The organism is Pseudoalteromonas sp. NZS37 (assembly GCF_015864265.1).
GTDB lineage: Bacteria > Pseudomonadota > Gammaproteobacteria > Enterobacterales > Alteromonadaceae > Pseudoalteromonas > Pseudoalteromonas arctica.
In genome coordinates this window covers 225,458-239,519 of record NZ_JADYXL010000004.1, presented here as the reverse complement: position 1 = coordinate 239,519, position 14,062 = coordinate 225,458, and the positions used below count along the sequence as shown (strand labels likewise).

Sequence of the window (14,062 nt, the reverse complement as noted above, 5' to 3'; positions counted from 1 at the left end):
AGTAATAATGGTAATTACTTAAATGCAACAAGGTCCTAGCTCTATGCCACTTGAAATAACGAATTACTTGTTAATTGACATAGACAACGAATTTAGCCGAGCATTTGCCGAATACTATGTAAATAATAATGGTAAAACAAAAGCGAGTACGCTTATTGCTGCAGGCAGCAATACCCGCCAGTTAGTAAAAATGATGTTTGACGAACTTATTAAAGACTATAGTTATTGCGACCTTGAAAACGAAATAAGCGTTTCTGAATTAATTAACTATCTAAAAGAGCATCACGATTTACACGGAGTCCTTTTTAATAGTACCGATTACTTACTAGCAAGCGATAAACAACGCTTTATTTATAACTCGTTACATGAAGAGCGCTTTTTAATAAGCTTTGATGATACAGGCTATACACTAAGCCTAGTTACTGACGAGACGTTAACGGAACCTTCGCAAAATCACCACGATATAGCGCACACACCACAAGATTTAATAGACCTTGCAGAGCAACTTAATAAAAATAAATAATTGCGCACAGCTCCCAGCTTACTTACCATAGCAGTATATATTTTTACGCTAAGTAATAAGTGACGCCCTATGCGAGTTCCTCATATTTATCAAACATCGAGTATTGCCCTAAACACCCCTGTAACTTTAGATGACGATGCTGCAGGGCATATTGGCAGAGTGCTGCGCATGAAAGTAGGCGAGCATGTATCTATTTTTAATGGCGAAGGCGGCGAATACCTTAGTGAAATAATTGAGGTAACAAAAAAAACAGTCGTCGTAATGCCGTTAGAGCTTAATCCTCATGATGTAGAATCTCCGCTTAAAATTCATTTAGGCCAGTGTGTATCCCGTGGTGATAAAATGGATTTTACAATTCAAAAGTCAGTTGAACTGGGTATTACCGAAATCACCCCTATTTTTAGTCAGCGCTGTGGCGTGAAACTAATGGGCGATCGTCTTGAGAAAAAACACCAACAATGGCAAAAAATTGCAATAGCAGCGGCAGAGCAATCTGGGCGTAATTTTGTGCCAATTATTCATCCCCCTGTAGATTTAAAACAATGGCTTGCACAACAAACCAATGCAATTAAGCTCACTCTTCACCCTCGTGCTGAGCACAGCATTAAAACCATTACGGTACCTAAAGATGGCGTACGCTTTTTAGTCGGCCCAGAAGGCGGCTTTACCGACGATGAAATGGCACTAACTAAACAACTAGAATTTGTGGATATTCGCTTAGGCCCGCGCGTTTTACGAACGGAAACAGCCGCTTTAACGGTCTTAAGTGCATTACAACTTCAATTTGGCGATTTAGCTAATTGAAATAACTAAAAGCACCCTCATATAAACAGTAACATTTATAGTAAGGCACAGCGCATGGCAATTAAGTTAGGTATTATTTCAGATCCTATTAGTGGATTTAACATCAAAAAAGACACCGGTTTTGCAATGATGATGCAAGCGCAAGAACGCGGCTACGAAATTTATTATATGGAGATGGATGATTTATCTCTTCGTAAAGGTAAGTCGTACGCTACAGCGTCTAAAGCGCAAGTGTTTAATAATGCAGAAAAATGGTACGAGCTTGAAGAAAAAGCCACTATAGCCCTTGCCGACCTTGATGTTATTTTAATGCGAAAAGATCCTCCTTTTGATACTGAATACATTTACGCGACGTATATTTTAGAGCGTGCAGAACAAGAAGGTACGTTAATAATTAACAAGCCACAAAGCCTTCGCGATGCTAACGAAAAGCTATTTACAGCATGGTTTAGCGAACATACGCCAGACACACTTGTTACACGTAGCCAAAAACAAATTCGTGAGTTTTTAGCCGAGCATAAAGACATTATTTTAAAACCCCTTGATGGCATGGGTGGCGCATCTATTTTCCGCCTTAGAGAAGACGATGCCAACATTGGTGTAATTTGTGAAACGCTAACCGAGCACGGCAGCCGCTTTGCTATGGTGCAAAATTACATCCCAGAGATCAAACAAGGCGACAAGCGCGTATTGGTTATTGATGGTGAGGTTATTCCGTATTGTTTAGCGCGAATTCCACAAAATGGTGAAACACGCGGTAATTTAGCTGTTGGCGGTCGAGGCGAAGCCCGTCCACTTAGCGAGTCAGATTTAAAAATAGCGCAAGCGGTTGCACCAACGCTTAAAGAAAAAGGCTTAATATTTGTAGGTTTAGATATTATTGGCGATAAATTAACTGAAATTAACGTAACTGCACCAACGTGCGTGCGCGAAATTGAAGCTGCTTATGATATTTCTATTACAGGTATTTTGTTTGATGCCATTGAAAGAAAGCTAGATAAATAAATAAATAAATAAATAAGTATCTACCTATCGTTATTAAAAGCACTTTCGTGTCATAAATTTTAATATAGTTGTTAACTATTAATTTTTAAACTGTATGAAAGTGCTTTTTTAGTTTTAAAAACAAAGGTATGTGCCATACTCAAAGTTCATTAACTAAAAAGGGTGAAATCTATGCAGTCATTAGAAAATCATTTTTTAATCGCGATGCCGTCGATGCAAGACCCTTTTTTTAAACGTGCTGTTACCTATATTTGTGAGCACAATGAAGATGGGGCTATGGGCTTGGTAATAAACCAACCTATTGATGTTACCGTTGGCGAACTTTTAGATAAAATAGAAATTGATAACGACAAAACTCAAAACGCAGCAAAAGTAAGTGTGTTTGCAGGCGGACCCGTTAAAACTGACCGTGGTTTTGTTTTGCACTCTCCTCAATCAGGTTATTCAGCAAGCCAAAAACTCAGTAGCGATATTATGATCACTACCTCAAAAGATGTTTTAGCAAGCTTAACTACCGCACAAGCACCTGAACAATTTATTATTACATTGGGTTATTCAGGATGGGAGCAAGGACAACTCGAACAAGAGTTACTTGATAACAGTTGGTTGATAATAGAAGCCGATCCGAAGATCATTTTTGATACCCCCGTTGAAAAACGATGGGAAAAAGCAGTTTCAATGTTGGGCTTTGATATTAGCCAACTCAGCCCTGAAGCTGGTCACGCATAATAGTAACTTAACCCTTAGCAAATTTAAACAAGATACACATGACAAAAAAATCGCTTAAGCCGCAAGGCGAACGCACTGTAATGGGCTTTGACTTTGGCACCAAAAGTATTGGTATTGCTATTGGGCAAGAGCTAACAGGCAGCGCCTCTAGCCTTAAGGCTGTAAAAGCACAAGATGGCATTCCTAACTGGGACCATATTGCTGTACAAGTAACCGAATGGCAGCCTGACTTAATGGTTGTTGGCTTACCACTAAATATGGATGGAACGTCACAAGAGGTTACCTTTAAAGCAAAAAAGTTTGCCAACAGATTACATAATCATTATGGCATTCCAGTGCAAACACAAGACGAGCGTTTAACGACTGCGGATGCTAAAGCGCGACTTTTTGAAAGTGGTGGCTATAAAAACTTAGGCAAAGGTAACGTAGATAATATGTCTGCGGTTATTATTTTAGAAAGTTTTTTTGAGTCTAGTTACGGTGAATAAACAGGCTATATAAATAATCTGTTATATAAATAAAAAGCGCCAATTGGCGCTTTTTTTTATATTAAGTATTTATATTTATTACTTTTTAAATTATTGATCGCTATTTTTATCGTCAAGGCCATCAATAGTAACGCCTTGTAAAAAGCCCGCACCTTGCTGCTCGTTATTGCGCAGTTTAATCATTAAACGTAAATCATTTGGCGAATCAGCATGATGCAGTGCATCAGCGTAATTAATTCGCTGCTGTCTATACAGCTCAAATAATGCTTGGTCAAAGGTTTGCATGCCCATTTCTTTCGATTTAGCCATTGCCTCTTTAATACCACCAATATCACCGTTTTTAATCAGTTCAGCAACCATTGGTGAGTTAAGCAATATTTCAATAGCTGCAACACGGCTTTCACCATCAGCAGTCGGTACTAATTGCTGGGCCACAATTGCACGTAAGTTAAGTGCTAAATCGTACTTAAGCTTATCGTGTTTTTCTTTTGGAACTAAATGCATAATACGGTCAATCGCTTGGTTAGCATTATTAGCATGCAGTGTTGCAACACATAAATGACCTGTTTCGGCAAAGCTTAGTGCGTATTCCATAGTTTCTTGAGAGCGAATTTCACCAATCAAAATTACATCGGGAGCTTGGCGTAATGAGCTTTTAAGTGCTGACTCAAAGCTTTCGGTATCAAGCCCTACTTCGCGTTGAGTAATAATACTTTTGCGATGCTCATGAACAAATTCAATCGGATCTTCAATAGTCAGTATATGACCACGTTGATGTCGGTTTCTGTAGCCAATAAGTGCGGCTAGCGAGGTTGATTTACCCGTGCCAGTACCACCAACGAACAAAACAAGGCCACGCTTAGACATAATTACATCGGTAAGAATAGAAGGAAGACCTAGCTCACTCACATCAGGTATTTGCGTCACAATACGGCGAATAACCATACCTGCTTTATCGCGTTGCCAAAAGGCAGAAATACGAAAGCGCCCTTCGTCGGTGGCAATCGCAAAGTTACATTCTTTCGTTGTATGAAACTCTGCTTTTTGCTTTTCGCTCATTGCAGATTCAACTAACTCAAGCGATTGCTCATCTGTAAGCCTATCGTCACTGAGGGCTGTTAGCTCGCCGTTTATTTTTGCACTTACAGGTAGCTGACTCGATACAAATAAGTCAGAACCTTTTTTCTCAATCATGATGAGTAAAAAGTCGTTTAAAGATAAAGCCATAATAGTTTCTTACCCACCAAATTGTGTTTTGTCTTGTGCTTTTTCTTTCGCTGCCGCATTTGTAACAATGCCGTGATTAACTAAATTAGTTAAACATTGATCCATTGTTTGCATGCCCACAGACGCACCGGTTTGAATAGACGAGTACATTTGTGCAATTTTATCTTCACGAATTAAGTTACGAATAGCAGGTACTGCAATCATAATTTCGTGTGCTGCAACTCGCCCGCCACCAATCTTTTTAAGCAGTGTTTGCGAGATAACAGCACGCAAAGATTCAGATAACATTGAACGTACCATTGATTTTTCTTCACCTGGGAATACATCGATAATACGGTCAATGGTTTTTGGTGCAGATGTTGTATGCAACGTGCCAAACACTAAGTGACCCGTTTCAGCAGCGGTCATTGCAAGACGAATTGTTTCTAAATCACGTAACTCACCGACCAATATTACATCTGGATCTTCACGCAATGCACTACGTAGCGCGTTTGAAAAGCTATGAGTATCGCGATGTACCTCACGTTGATTAATAAGGCTTAATTTATTATCGTGAACAAACTCGATTGGATCTTCTATTGTTAGAATATGGTGATGTTTATTTTGATTTATATAATCGACCATAGCGGCAAGTGTTGTTGATTTACCAGAGCCCGTTGGACCTGTCACTAACACGAGTCCACGTGGGGTATCGGAGATTGTTTTAAAAATATCTGGCGCACCTAAATCATCAAGCGTTAACACTTCACTTGGTATGGTACGAAATACCGCAGCAGGCCCGCGATTAGAGTTAAACGCATTCACACGAAAACGTGCTAAATTAGGCACTTCAAACGAAAAATCCACTTCGAGATTTTGTTCATAGTCCTTGCGTTGATTATCGTTCATAATATCGTAAACCAGACTGTTTACGTCTTTGTCTGCAAGGGCTGGTATATTAATGCGGCGAACATCACCGTCTACGCGTATCATAGGTGAAACACCCGACGATAAATGTAAATCGGATGCTTTGTGTTGCACACTAAACGCTAATAATTCGGTAATATCCATTTATGACTCCACAACTAACTGATAAATATATGGTTACAATAGCAGAACGACTCACATCCGCCTACGCTAGAATTGCAGACGCGGCAAAAATTGCACAACGAAACACTAACGAAGTCACTCTACTGGCAGTGTCTAAAACTAAACCAAGCGAAGATGTTATTGCAGCTTATGAGCATGGTCAGCGCGAATTTGGTGAATCTTATGTTCAAGAGGCTATAGATAAAATAGCTCAACTACAGTCATATAGCGACATCATTTGGCATTTCATTGGCCCTATTCAATCTAATAAAAGTGCTTTAGTGGCTGCCAACTTTGATTGGGTGCAAAGTGTTGATCGCATAAAAATAGCGAAACGATTAGATTCCCAGCGCCCAGACGATAAACAGCCTCTTAATATACTTATTCAAGTAAATATAAGTAATGAGGAAGCGAAGTCGGGTTGCCACCGCGATGAAATAGATGAACTTGCCGATTTTATTAACCAATGTGAGCACTTAACACTTCGAGGTTTAATGGCAATTCCCGCTAAAAGCAACGATCTGGATACGCAAATTCAATCTTTTGAGCAATTACAAACTTGCTTTGATAAACTAAAGACCCAATATCCTCAAGTAGATACTTTGTCGATGGGTATGAGTAACGATGTTGAAGCTGCCATTAGTGCAGGTTCAACCATGGTAAGGATCGGCACAGACATTTTTGGAACACGAACTTAAAAGGTGATAATAGATTTATGTCAGATAAAAAAATCGCATTTATAGGCACAGGTAATATGAGCTACGCCATTATTGGTGGCATGGTAAAAAACGGTTTTAACGCAAGTAACATTATTGCGACTAACCGCAACCAAGAAAAGCTTGAAAAGGTAGCCTTTGATTTCAAGGTGCAAACCACCAGTGACAATAACGAAGCCCTGCGCGATGCTGATGTAATTGTTTTGTCTGTTAAACCACAAATGATGGGCGATTTATGTAAATCGTTTCAAGAGTCGGGCGTAGATTTTAGCGATAAACTGTTTATTTCTGTTGCTGCTGGCTTAACTGTAAAACGTTTACGTGAAATGCTAGGTCAAGACGTTAAAATGGTACGTTGCATGCCAAATACACCGTCTTTATTAGGCCGTGGTGTATCAGGTTTATATGGCGCGGGCGAAACACAAAGCGAACACGAGTTTGTACAACAAGTTTTTGAATGCACTGGCATTGTTGTATGGGTCGAAAAAGAATCACAAATTAACGATATTATTGCTGTGACCGGCTCATCACCAGCTTACTTTTTCTTATTTATGGAAGCCATAGAAGAAAAAGCCAAAGCGCTGGGTTTTAATGATGAAGACGCTCGTCGTTTAGTACAACAAACAGCCCTTGGCGCCGCAGAAATGGCACTTAGCCAGCCTGATATTACTATTTCGCAACTACGTTCAAACGTAACATCTAAAGGCGGTACTACTCACGCAGCTGTTGAGCACTTAAAAGATGAAGGCTTAACTAAAACCGTTGGCGATGCAATGGATGCGTGTATTGCGCGTGCGATGCAAATGGAAAAAGAACTTTAAAACCACTTTTTTATTGAAGGTTACACTATGAATGCCATGCAATTTTTAATCAGTACCCTGTTTGATTTGTTTTTAATGGTGGTATTACTGCGCTTTTGGCTGCAGTGGGCAAAAGCCGACTTTTATAATCCAATGAGCCAGTTTGTGGTTAAAGCCACTTCGTTTGCGGTAAAACCACTGCGTAAAATCATTCCGGGATTTGGCGGACTTGATTTAGCATCTCTGTTGTTGGCATTTATAGTGGCTGTAGCCAAAATTAGTACTTTAATGCTTGTTATATATAATGCGTGGGCAATACAGCCAGTAATTATACAAGCACTTATAACGGTACTAAAAGAAGGCCTTAACTTAGTTTTTTGGGTACTTATTATTCGCGCTATTTTAAGTTGGGTTAGCCAAGGTTATAACCCTATAGAAGCGGTTTTCCATCAGCTTACTGAACCAATGCTAAAACCAATTCGTAAAATATTGCCATCAATGGGTGGCTTAGATTTATCAGTTTTAGTGCTTATTATTGGTATTCAGTTTTTGCAAATGCTGCTTATGGATTTTTTAGTCTAATATGGATTTTTTAATTAGAGGCCCAAAGGCCTCTTTTTTATATGTTTTGAGGAATACATAATGAACCGTTTAATTAAGTTTTGTTTTATTGCTTGTTTAGCATTTGCATTTAACGCGCAAAGCGAAGAAATGCAAGGCGCACAATATAAAGAGCTTGGCCCTTGGCAAGTGCATTACATCGCCTTTCCTTCTACTTTTATTCAGCCAAAAATAGCAAAAGCGTATGGCCTTGAGCGAAGCGGATACAAAGGCATTGTGAATATTTCTGTTTTAAAAAATGATGCCGAAAATACAGCCCAAACAGCAAAGCTTACTGGCACAGCTAGAAACCTACTTGGCAATAAACAAACGCTTACTTTTAAAGAAGTAAAAGAAGGTGATTCAATTTATTACCTTGCCCAAGTTGATTATACCAACGAAGAGATTTTACGCTTTGAGATTGAAATACAACAAAGTAATCAATTTCAAAAATTACAGTTTCAGCAAAAATTTTACGTAGATTAATAACATGACCAAAACTTTAGTACTTGCTACAGGTAACCCTGGCAAAGTAAATGAGCTAGCTAACATGCTAAGCCCTCTGAATATTAATGTAGTTCCACAGAGCGATTTTAACGTAGGTGAAGTTGCCGAAACCGGCACTACCTTTGTTGAAAATGCCATTATTAAAGCGCGTCATGCCGCTAAAATCACTGGCATGCCTGCTATTGCCGATGACTCAGGTTTAGAAGTTGATGGCCTAAATGGCGCACCCGGTGTTTACTCTGCCCGTTTTGCAGGCCCAGGTGCCAGCGATCAAGATAACATTGATAAGTTACTCGTAGACTTGGGTAATAACCCTATCCGTAGTGCTCGTTTTTGGTGTGTACTGGTATTAATGCGCCACGCAGATGACCCTACCCCCCTTATTTGCAGTGCAAGCTGGGAAGGCAAAATTACGCTCACTCAAAATGGCAACGGTGGCTTTGGTTACGACCCTGTATTTTTTGTACCAGAGAAAAATTGTACCAGTGCTGAGCTTACAAAAGAGCAAAAAAATGCAGTGAGTCATCGCGGCCAAGCACTACAAAAACTATTGCTAGAGCTACAGCAAAAAGGCGGCCTGTGAACCTTCCACCACTGAGCTTATATGTGCACGTACCTTGGTGCGTGCAAAAATGCCCGTACTGCGATTTTAATAGCCACGGACAAAAAGGTGAAATACCTGAAGCTGAATATGTTCAACACTTAATTGATGACTTAAAAGCTGATTTGCACCTAGTGCAAGGGCGTAAAATTCATAGTATTTTTATTGGCGGCGGCACTCCGAGCCTATTAACTGGTGCAGCTTATACCCGTTTATTAAATGAAGTCGACAACCTAATTGGTCTTGAAGAACACTGCGAAGTTACCCTTGAAGCCAACCCAGGTACAGTAGAAACAGGTCGTTTTAAAGATTACGTAAAAGCAGGCATTAACCGTATTTCTATCGGTGTGCAAAGCATGCAAAACGACAAGTTAAAAGCACTTGGTCGGATTCATGGCAGCGACGAGGCAAACTATGCCGCGCAACAAGCTAAAGAAGCCGGTTTAAATAGCTTTAACCTTGATTTAATGCATGGCTTACCTGGGCAAACACTTGATGATGCACTGAGTGATTTAAAACAAATAATAGCGCTCGATCCACCGCATATATCTTGGTATCAATTAACTATTGAACCCAATACTCAGTTTGCTTCAAAACCACCTACCTTGCCACAAGACGAAATACTGTGGGACATTCAAGAGCAAGGGGTCGAGTTACTAGCTCAAGCAGGTTACATACAATACGAAATATCGGGCTATGCAAAACCAGGTTATCAGTGCCAACATAACTTGAATTATTGGCGTTTTGGCGATTATCTCGGTATTGGCTGCGGCGCGCATGGTAAGGTTACTGATGCAAATACAGGGCTTATTACGCGTACTGAAAAGGTTAAACACCCACGCGGCTATATGGATTTAATTAAACCGTATATGTATAAAAGCTGGCATGTAGAGCAAGACGATTTAGCGTTTGAATTTTTTATGAATCGCTTTCGCCTTGTTGAGCCTTGCCCAATTAATGATTTTAATAAACTTACAACACTGCCACTGCAAAGTCAGCAAAGTGCATTAAACCAAGCAATTAATAAAGGTTTATTGACTCAAACAGACAGCCATTGGCAGGTAAGCTTAAAAGGTCATCGCTTTTTAAATGACCTGCTAGAATTATTTGTGTAGCCCCCAGCGCTACACAAAAAATAAATATAAAATACCCTAATGGGTTTCTAACAACAAAAGGGAAAACAATGCGTAAACTTACTTTTATTGCGGCCGCAGTAAGCGTTGCACTACTTGCTGGTTGCCAGCAAACAACACAACAAGCGACTTCAGCTCCTATTGCACAAGCAGTTCAATCACAACAAAGTGAAATAGACAAAGCCAATGCATTTTTTGAAGATACATTTAACCGCGACGTAATGAGCAGTCCTGTATATCAAACATACATGGGTATTAAGCAAGATTACGATAAGTGGGATGATGGCAGCGAAGAAAGACAGCTTAAAGATTTAGCGCAAACAAAAGCTGACCTAGTTGCACTAAAAGCAATCAGCCGTGATTTATTAGATGATGCAACAAAAGTTAGCTACGACTTAAAAAAACAAGATCTTGAAAGCTCAATTGCTGACTTTAAATGGCGCTACCATAATTACCCTGTGAACCAAATGTTTGGTACGCATTCTATGATCCCTGCATTTTTAATTAATCAGCACTCAATTAGTAATGTAAAAGAAGCTAAAGACTACATTTCACGTTTAAATGGTGTAACTGGTGTTATTGATCAGCTTATCGTTGATTTAACTGTACGTGCAGAAAAAGGCATCATAGCCCCTAAATTTGTATTCCCGCATGTTATTGATTCAAGCAAAAACATTATTCACGGTGCACCGTTTGAAAAAGGCGATGATTCTACATTGCTTGCTGACTTTAAACGTAAAGTAACAGCGCTTGAAATTAGCCAAGACGAAAAAGACTCGTTAATCAGCGATGCATCAGATGCATTAAAATCAGCTGTTAAACCATCTTACTCTAAGTTAATTAATTACCTTGCACAGCTTGAAAAACGCGCAGATGATCGCGATGGCGCATGGAAATTACCTGATGGCGAAGCGTTTTATAACAACGCACTTAAGCGCACAACTACAACAGATTTAACTGCTAAAGAAATCCATGCAATTGGCCTATCTGAAGTGGCACGTATTCATGATGAAATGCGTGAAATTAAAGACAAAGTTGGCTTTAAAGGCGACTTAAAAGCGTTTATGCAGTTTATGAAAACTGACAAGCAATTTTACTACCCTAATGATGCACAAGGTAAACAACGCTACCTTGATGAAGCCACTGGGCTTATTGATACAATGAAAACGCGTTTAGATGAGTTATTCATTGTTAAACCAAAAGCAGGTTTAAAAGTAAAAGCGGTTGAAGCATTCCGTGAAAAAGCAGCAGGTAAAGCATTTTACCAACAGCCAGCTCCTGATGGTTCACGCCCAGGTGTTTACTACGCTAACCTTTACGATATGGAAGCAATGCCAACGTATCAAATGGAAGCGCTGGCATACCACGAAGGTATTCCGGGACACCACATGCAAATAGCTATTTCGCAAGAACTAGAAGGTATTCCTAAGTTCCGTAAGTTTGGTGGCTACACAGCGTATATTGAAGGCTGGGGTTTATACTCAGAGTTCATTCCTAAAGAAATGGGCATGTACTCAGACCCTTACTCAGATTTTGGTCGTCTTTCAATGGAATTATGGCGCGCATGTCGCTTAGTTGTTGATACGGGGATTCACGCAATGAAGTGGACTCGCCAAGAAGGTATTGATTACTACGTAAATAACACGCCTAATGCAACATCTGACGGTGTTAAAATGGTTGAGCGTCACATTGTAATGCCTTCACAAGCAACAGCTTATAAAGTGGGTATGCTTAAGATTTTAGAGCTTCGTGAAGAAGCTAAAAAGCAACTTGGTGATAAATTTGATATTCGCCAGTTCCACGACGTAGTGCTTAAAAATGGTCCTGTACCACTTAATGTACTAGAAAACTTTGTTAATGAATGGGTAGCAAGCAAAAAGGCTTAAAACCAATTTAAACAATTGCTTTAAATATGAAAAGGTCGCATTTGCGACCTTTTTTGTTTTATAGTAGTAAAAAAGATTTTGGAAATAATAATGGATTTAAGCATACAACTACTTAATGCGCGTATTTCAAAGCAGCAGTTAAATGAGCTCGATAACGACTTTAGGCAGTTAAGCCCTGCTCAGCAAACTTTGCAGCTTAACCATTTATATGACAGCGCCCAACGGTTGAGTGTTAAGTATGACTTTATGCAAAACATAGCAATCCGTATATTAAGTACTAATACAGCACCTTCTCTATTTATTAATCAACTCACTAATATTGACGCATTGAGCTTTTTCACCCCAGCGCTGAGAGTAAATAAAGGCTTTTTAGTACAAGATACTCAAGGAAATAACGTACTGCACAATGTGTTTAAGCATGCCGATGCTACAAAGCTGCCATTTAACTATGTACGCTCTTTAATGTTGTTTGAATCAAATGATGACTTAGTTAAAGCACTCGCGCAGCCCAACTCTCACGGATTAACACCAGCTGCCTGCTACATTGCCTATGCAAATAAACCGAGCACACCGGTAAAGCATGAATTTTCAGCTTTGTTAGCATTAATGGAAATAGAGCAAAAACAAAACCCTAACGTAAAACAGCAGCTTGCCAACGTACTAAAAGGGCAAAAAGTTAACGAGACCACAATTTTACTTAGCGCCGCTTACTTGCAACGCTCAACGGCGCAAGTTACTCACTTAATCAAGGCGCTTTAATTCACTCACAACTTCTGTACGCACACTGTCTATGGCATGTGTAATAGATTGCGCAGCACTTTGCTGATCAATCATATTTGGCCAATTTGTTTGCCAGACCTTTTGTAAGTCTTTTGTTTTTAAATGTACTTTATCAACGGCTAAGTAGCTTAAGTCATGAATTAAGTTAACTTTAACCCAGCCTTTTCTAGGGCTGCCATCTATTTTGTTATTATCGTAATGTGCCGCAAATACAATAAGCTCAAGCTCGGCTAGTTCTTGTAATATTTGAAAGCTAGCAATGCGTGTATTATTGTTCTCTTCACTTGCCTCCATTCGCCATGCATTATAACTAAAGCCAATAAACGCAAACACCACGCTCGCTATAGCAGTAAAAAAATACGAACGGGGCGCCAGTACAAACTGACCATATTTAGACTCTGACATATTATTTCCTAGTCATTTAAATAATATTCAACACTGGTTACCACTCTTATATTTTTTATTTGCGGTGTGTTTGAATCTCGATTACTGATACTAAATTGCCCTTGGCAAGCTGTTTTTATTTTGCCTAATTTTGAATTAGAGTCTTTAGCAAATTTATTAGCGACTTCACGCGCTTTTTCAGTTGCTTCTTGCACCATCGCAGGTTTTACATCATTGAGGCCAGTAAAAATATATTCAACTTTTGTTTCGTAGCTGTCCTGCACTATTGCGATATCTTGTTTAGCAAGTTGGCTCACTTTGCTCAGCGCGTTTTGCACTTTATCTGGCGCATCAGAATAAACAATAATATTTGAGCGCACTATGTATCTAAATTGCTGATTTTCATTACTGTATTCACGTGCTTGCTTATCAATAACTGACTGGCTGCCTATTGTTATTTCATCGTCGTCAAAACCATGCAGTTTTAAAAAAGCAGTTACAGCATCATTTTTTTTCTCAACTCGGCTGACTAATTTTTCAAGATTATTGTCGGCATCACTAAATTGCAGAGGCCAAATTACCGTATCGGCTATAACTTCTCGCTCGGCCAATCCCTTAACCTGCACAGTACGTTCCATCTCTTTTACACTGAGAGCTGTGCTCTTTAAAATAAACCCTAAGCTAATTAAGCCTATACTTAAACAAATAGCCGCTATAACAATGTAAAAACCGGGGGTTTTATTCACAATAATCTCCTTGATTGATATCAATAATAAGCATCTAGACGCTCGAAATAACACAGTAAACAGGG

Annotated in this window: 17 protein-coding genes; 13 read left to right on the top strand and 4 right to left on the bottom strand. The window is 39.3% G+C overall.

Going from position 1 to position 14,062, the window contains the following annotated elements; translation table 11 throughout:
- Positions 1-22: 22 nt before the first annotated feature.
- The 5 genes from I6F47_RS09360 (at position 23) to ruvX (ending at position 3,549) form a co-directional block, all read left to right on the top strand.
- Positions 23-523 (top strand): hypothetical protein, encoded by a 501-nt coding sequence (locus I6F47_RS09360; protein ID WP_007585395.1) that lies wholly within the window; start codon positions 23-25, stop codon positions 521-523.
- Between the two features lie 69 nt (positions 524-592).
- A complete protein-coding gene (gene rsmE / locus I6F47_RS09355; protein WP_007585397.1) occupies positions 593-1,327 on the top strand; it encodes a 16S rRNA (uracil(1498)-N(3))-methyltransferase in 735 nt (244 codons plus the stop codon).
- Positions 1,328-1,381: 54 nt separating this feature from the next.
- Positions 1,382-2,332, top strand: a complete 951-nt coding sequence (gshB, locus tag I6F47_RS09350) for a glutathione synthase (RefSeq protein ID WP_007585399.1) — start codon at positions 1,382-1,384, stop codon at positions 2,330-2,332.
- 171 nt (positions 2,333-2,503) lie between these two features.
- Positions 2,504-3,061, top strand: a complete 558-nt coding sequence (locus I6F47_RS09345) for a YqgE/AlgH family protein (protein WP_007585401.1) — start codon at positions 2,504-2,506, stop codon at positions 3,059-3,061.
- A 38-nt stretch (positions 3,062-3,099) separates the two neighbouring features.
- Positions 3,100-3,549, top strand: coding sequence for a Holliday junction resolvase RuvX (ruvX, locus tag I6F47_RS09340; protein WP_008170791.1), 450 nt, complete (start codon positions 3,100-3,102; stop codon positions 3,547-3,549).
- A gap of 90 nt (positions 3,550-3,639) precedes the next feature.
- On the opposite strand, the gene I6F47_RS09335 is transcribed toward ruvX, so the two are convergent.
- Together I6F47_RS09335 and I6F47_RS09330 are read right to left on the bottom strand one after the other, a co-directional pair.
- Positions 3,640-4,776, bottom strand: coding sequence for a PilT/PilU family type 4a pilus ATPase (locus tag I6F47_RS09335; RefSeq protein WP_010553294.1), 1,137 nt, complete (start codon positions 4,774-4,776; stop codon positions 3,640-3,642).
- A gap of 9 nt (positions 4,777-4,785) precedes the next feature.
- Entirely contained in the window at positions 4,786-5,826 is a 1,041-nt protein-coding gene (locus I6F47_RS09330) for a type IV pilus twitching motility protein PilT (RefSeq protein WP_007585408.1), read from the bottom strand.
- Between the two features lie 2 nt (positions 5,827-5,828).
- Between I6F47_RS09330 and I6F47_RS09325 the strand changes: the two genes are divergently transcribed.
- From I6F47_RS09325 to I6F47_RS09290, 8 genes are all read left to right on the top strand, one after another.
- Positions 5,829-6,542, top strand: coding sequence for a YggS family pyridoxal phosphate-dependent enzyme (locus tag I6F47_RS09325; RefSeq protein WP_007585410.1), 714 nt, complete (start codon positions 5,829-5,831; stop codon positions 6,540-6,542).
- 17 nt (positions 6,543-6,559) lie between these two features.
- Positions 6,560-7,381, top strand: a complete 822-nt coding sequence (gene proC / locus I6F47_RS09320) for a pyrroline-5-carboxylate reductase (protein ID WP_197102167.1) — start codon at positions 6,560-6,562, stop codon at positions 7,379-7,381.
- Positions 7,382-7,408: 27 nt separating this feature from the next.
- Entirely contained in the window at positions 7,409-7,942 is a 534-nt protein-coding gene (locus I6F47_RS09315; RefSeq protein ID WP_007585413.1) for a YggT family protein, read from the top strand.
- 60 nt (positions 7,943-8,002) lie between these two features.
- Positions 8,003-8,446, top strand: a complete 444-nt coding sequence (locus tag I6F47_RS09310) for a DUF4426 domain-containing protein (RefSeq protein ID WP_007376526.1) — start codon at positions 8,003-8,005, stop codon at positions 8,444-8,446.
- A 4-nt stretch (positions 8,447-8,450) separates the two neighbouring features.
- Positions 8,451-9,050, top strand: a complete 600-nt coding sequence (locus tag I6F47_RS09305) for an XTP/dITP diphosphatase (RefSeq protein ID WP_197102166.1) — start codon at positions 8,451-8,453, stop codon at positions 9,048-9,050.
- Positions 9,047-10,183, top strand: coding sequence for a radical SAM family heme chaperone HemW (gene hemW, locus I6F47_RS09300; RefSeq protein ID WP_197102164.1), 1,137 nt, complete (start codon positions 9,047-9,049; stop codon positions 10,181-10,183). The genes I6F47_RS09305 and hemW overlap by 4 nt, the downstream gene beginning before the upstream one ends.
- Before the next feature lie 68 nt (positions 10,184-10,251).
- Complete coding sequence (locus I6F47_RS09295) at positions 10,252-12,087, top strand: DUF885 domain-containing protein (RefSeq protein WP_165735494.1); 1,836 nt, start codon at positions 10,252-10,254, stop codon at positions 12,085-12,087.
- Positions 12,088-12,177: 90 nt separating this feature from the next.
- On the top strand, positions 12,178-12,846 hold the full coding sequence (locus I6F47_RS09290; protein WP_197102162.1) for a hypothetical protein: 669 nt from the start codon (positions 12,178-12,180) through the stop codon (positions 12,844-12,846).
- Here the strand turns inward: I6F47_RS09290 and I6F47_RS09285 are convergent.
- Complete coding sequence (locus I6F47_RS09285; RefSeq protein ID WP_197102160.1) at positions 12,829-13,272, bottom strand: hypothetical protein; 444 nt, start codon at positions 13,270-13,272, stop codon at positions 12,829-12,831. The two genes, I6F47_RS09290 and I6F47_RS09285, sit on opposite strands and share 18 nt — an antisense overlap.
- An 8-nt stretch (positions 13,273-13,280) precedes the next feature.
- Positions 13,281-13,997, bottom strand: a complete 717-nt coding sequence (locus I6F47_RS09280) for an SIMPL domain-containing protein (protein WP_197183730.1) — start codon at positions 13,995-13,997, stop codon at positions 13,281-13,283.
- Positions 13,998-14,062 lie beyond the last annotated feature (65 nt).

Bases quoted from the DNA above. Each gene is read 5' to 3' on its own strand.
- ruvX (WP_008170791.1), top strand. From the start codon at position 3,100: ATGACAAAAAAATCGCTTAAGCCGCAAGGCGAACGCACTGTAATGGGC.
- gshB (WP_007585399.1), top strand. From the start codon at position 1,382: ATGGCAATTAAGTTAGGTATTATTTCAGATCCTATTAGTGGATTTAAC.
- I6F47_RS09315 (WP_007585413.1), top strand. From the start codon at position 7,409: ATGAATGCCATGCAATTTTTAATCAGTACCCTGTTTGATTTGTTTTTA.
- I6F47_RS09360 (WP_007585395.1), top strand. From the start codon at position 23: ATGCAACAAGGTCCTAGCTCTATGCCACTTGAAATAACGAATTACTTG.
- rsmE (WP_007585397.1), top strand. From the start codon at position 593: ATGCGAGTTCCTCATATTTATCAAACATCGAGTATTGCCCTAAACACC.
- I6F47_RS09310 (WP_007376526.1), top strand. From the start codon at position 8,003: ATGAACCGTTTAATTAAGTTTTGTTTTATTGCTTGTTTAGCATTTGCA.
- I6F47_RS09285 (WP_197102160.1), bottom strand. From the start codon at position 13,272: ATGTCAGAGTCTAAATATGGTCAGTTTGTACTGGCGCCCCGTTCGTAT.
- proC (WP_197102167.1), top strand. From the start codon at position 6,560: ATGTCAGATAAAAAAATCGCATTTATAGGCACAGGTAATATGAGCTAC.
- I6F47_RS09325 (WP_007585410.1), top strand. From the start codon at position 5,829: ATGACTCCACAACTAACTGATAAATATATGGTTACAATAGCAGAACGA.
- I6F47_RS09335 (WP_010553294.1), bottom strand. From the start codon at position 4,776: ATGGCTTTATCTTTAAACGACTTTTTACTCATCATGATTGAGAAAAAA.
- I6F47_RS09295 (WP_165735494.1), top strand. From the start codon at position 10,252: ATGCGTAAACTTACTTTTATTGCGGCCGCAGTAAGCGTTGCACTACTT.
- I6F47_RS09290 (WP_197102162.1), top strand. From the start codon at position 12,178: ATGGATTTAAGCATACAACTACTTAATGCGCGTATTTCAAAGCAGCAG.
- I6F47_RS09345 (WP_007585401.1), top strand. From the start codon at position 2,504: ATGCAGTCATTAGAAAATCATTTTTTAATCGCGATGCCGTCGATGCAA.
- I6F47_RS09330 (WP_007585408.1), bottom strand. From the start codon at position 5,826: ATGGATATTACCGAATTATTAGCGTTTAGTGTGCAACACAAAGCATCC.
- I6F47_RS09305 (WP_197102166.1), top strand. From the start codon at position 8,451: ATGACCAAAACTTTAGTACTTGCTACAGGTAACCCTGGCAAAGTAAAT.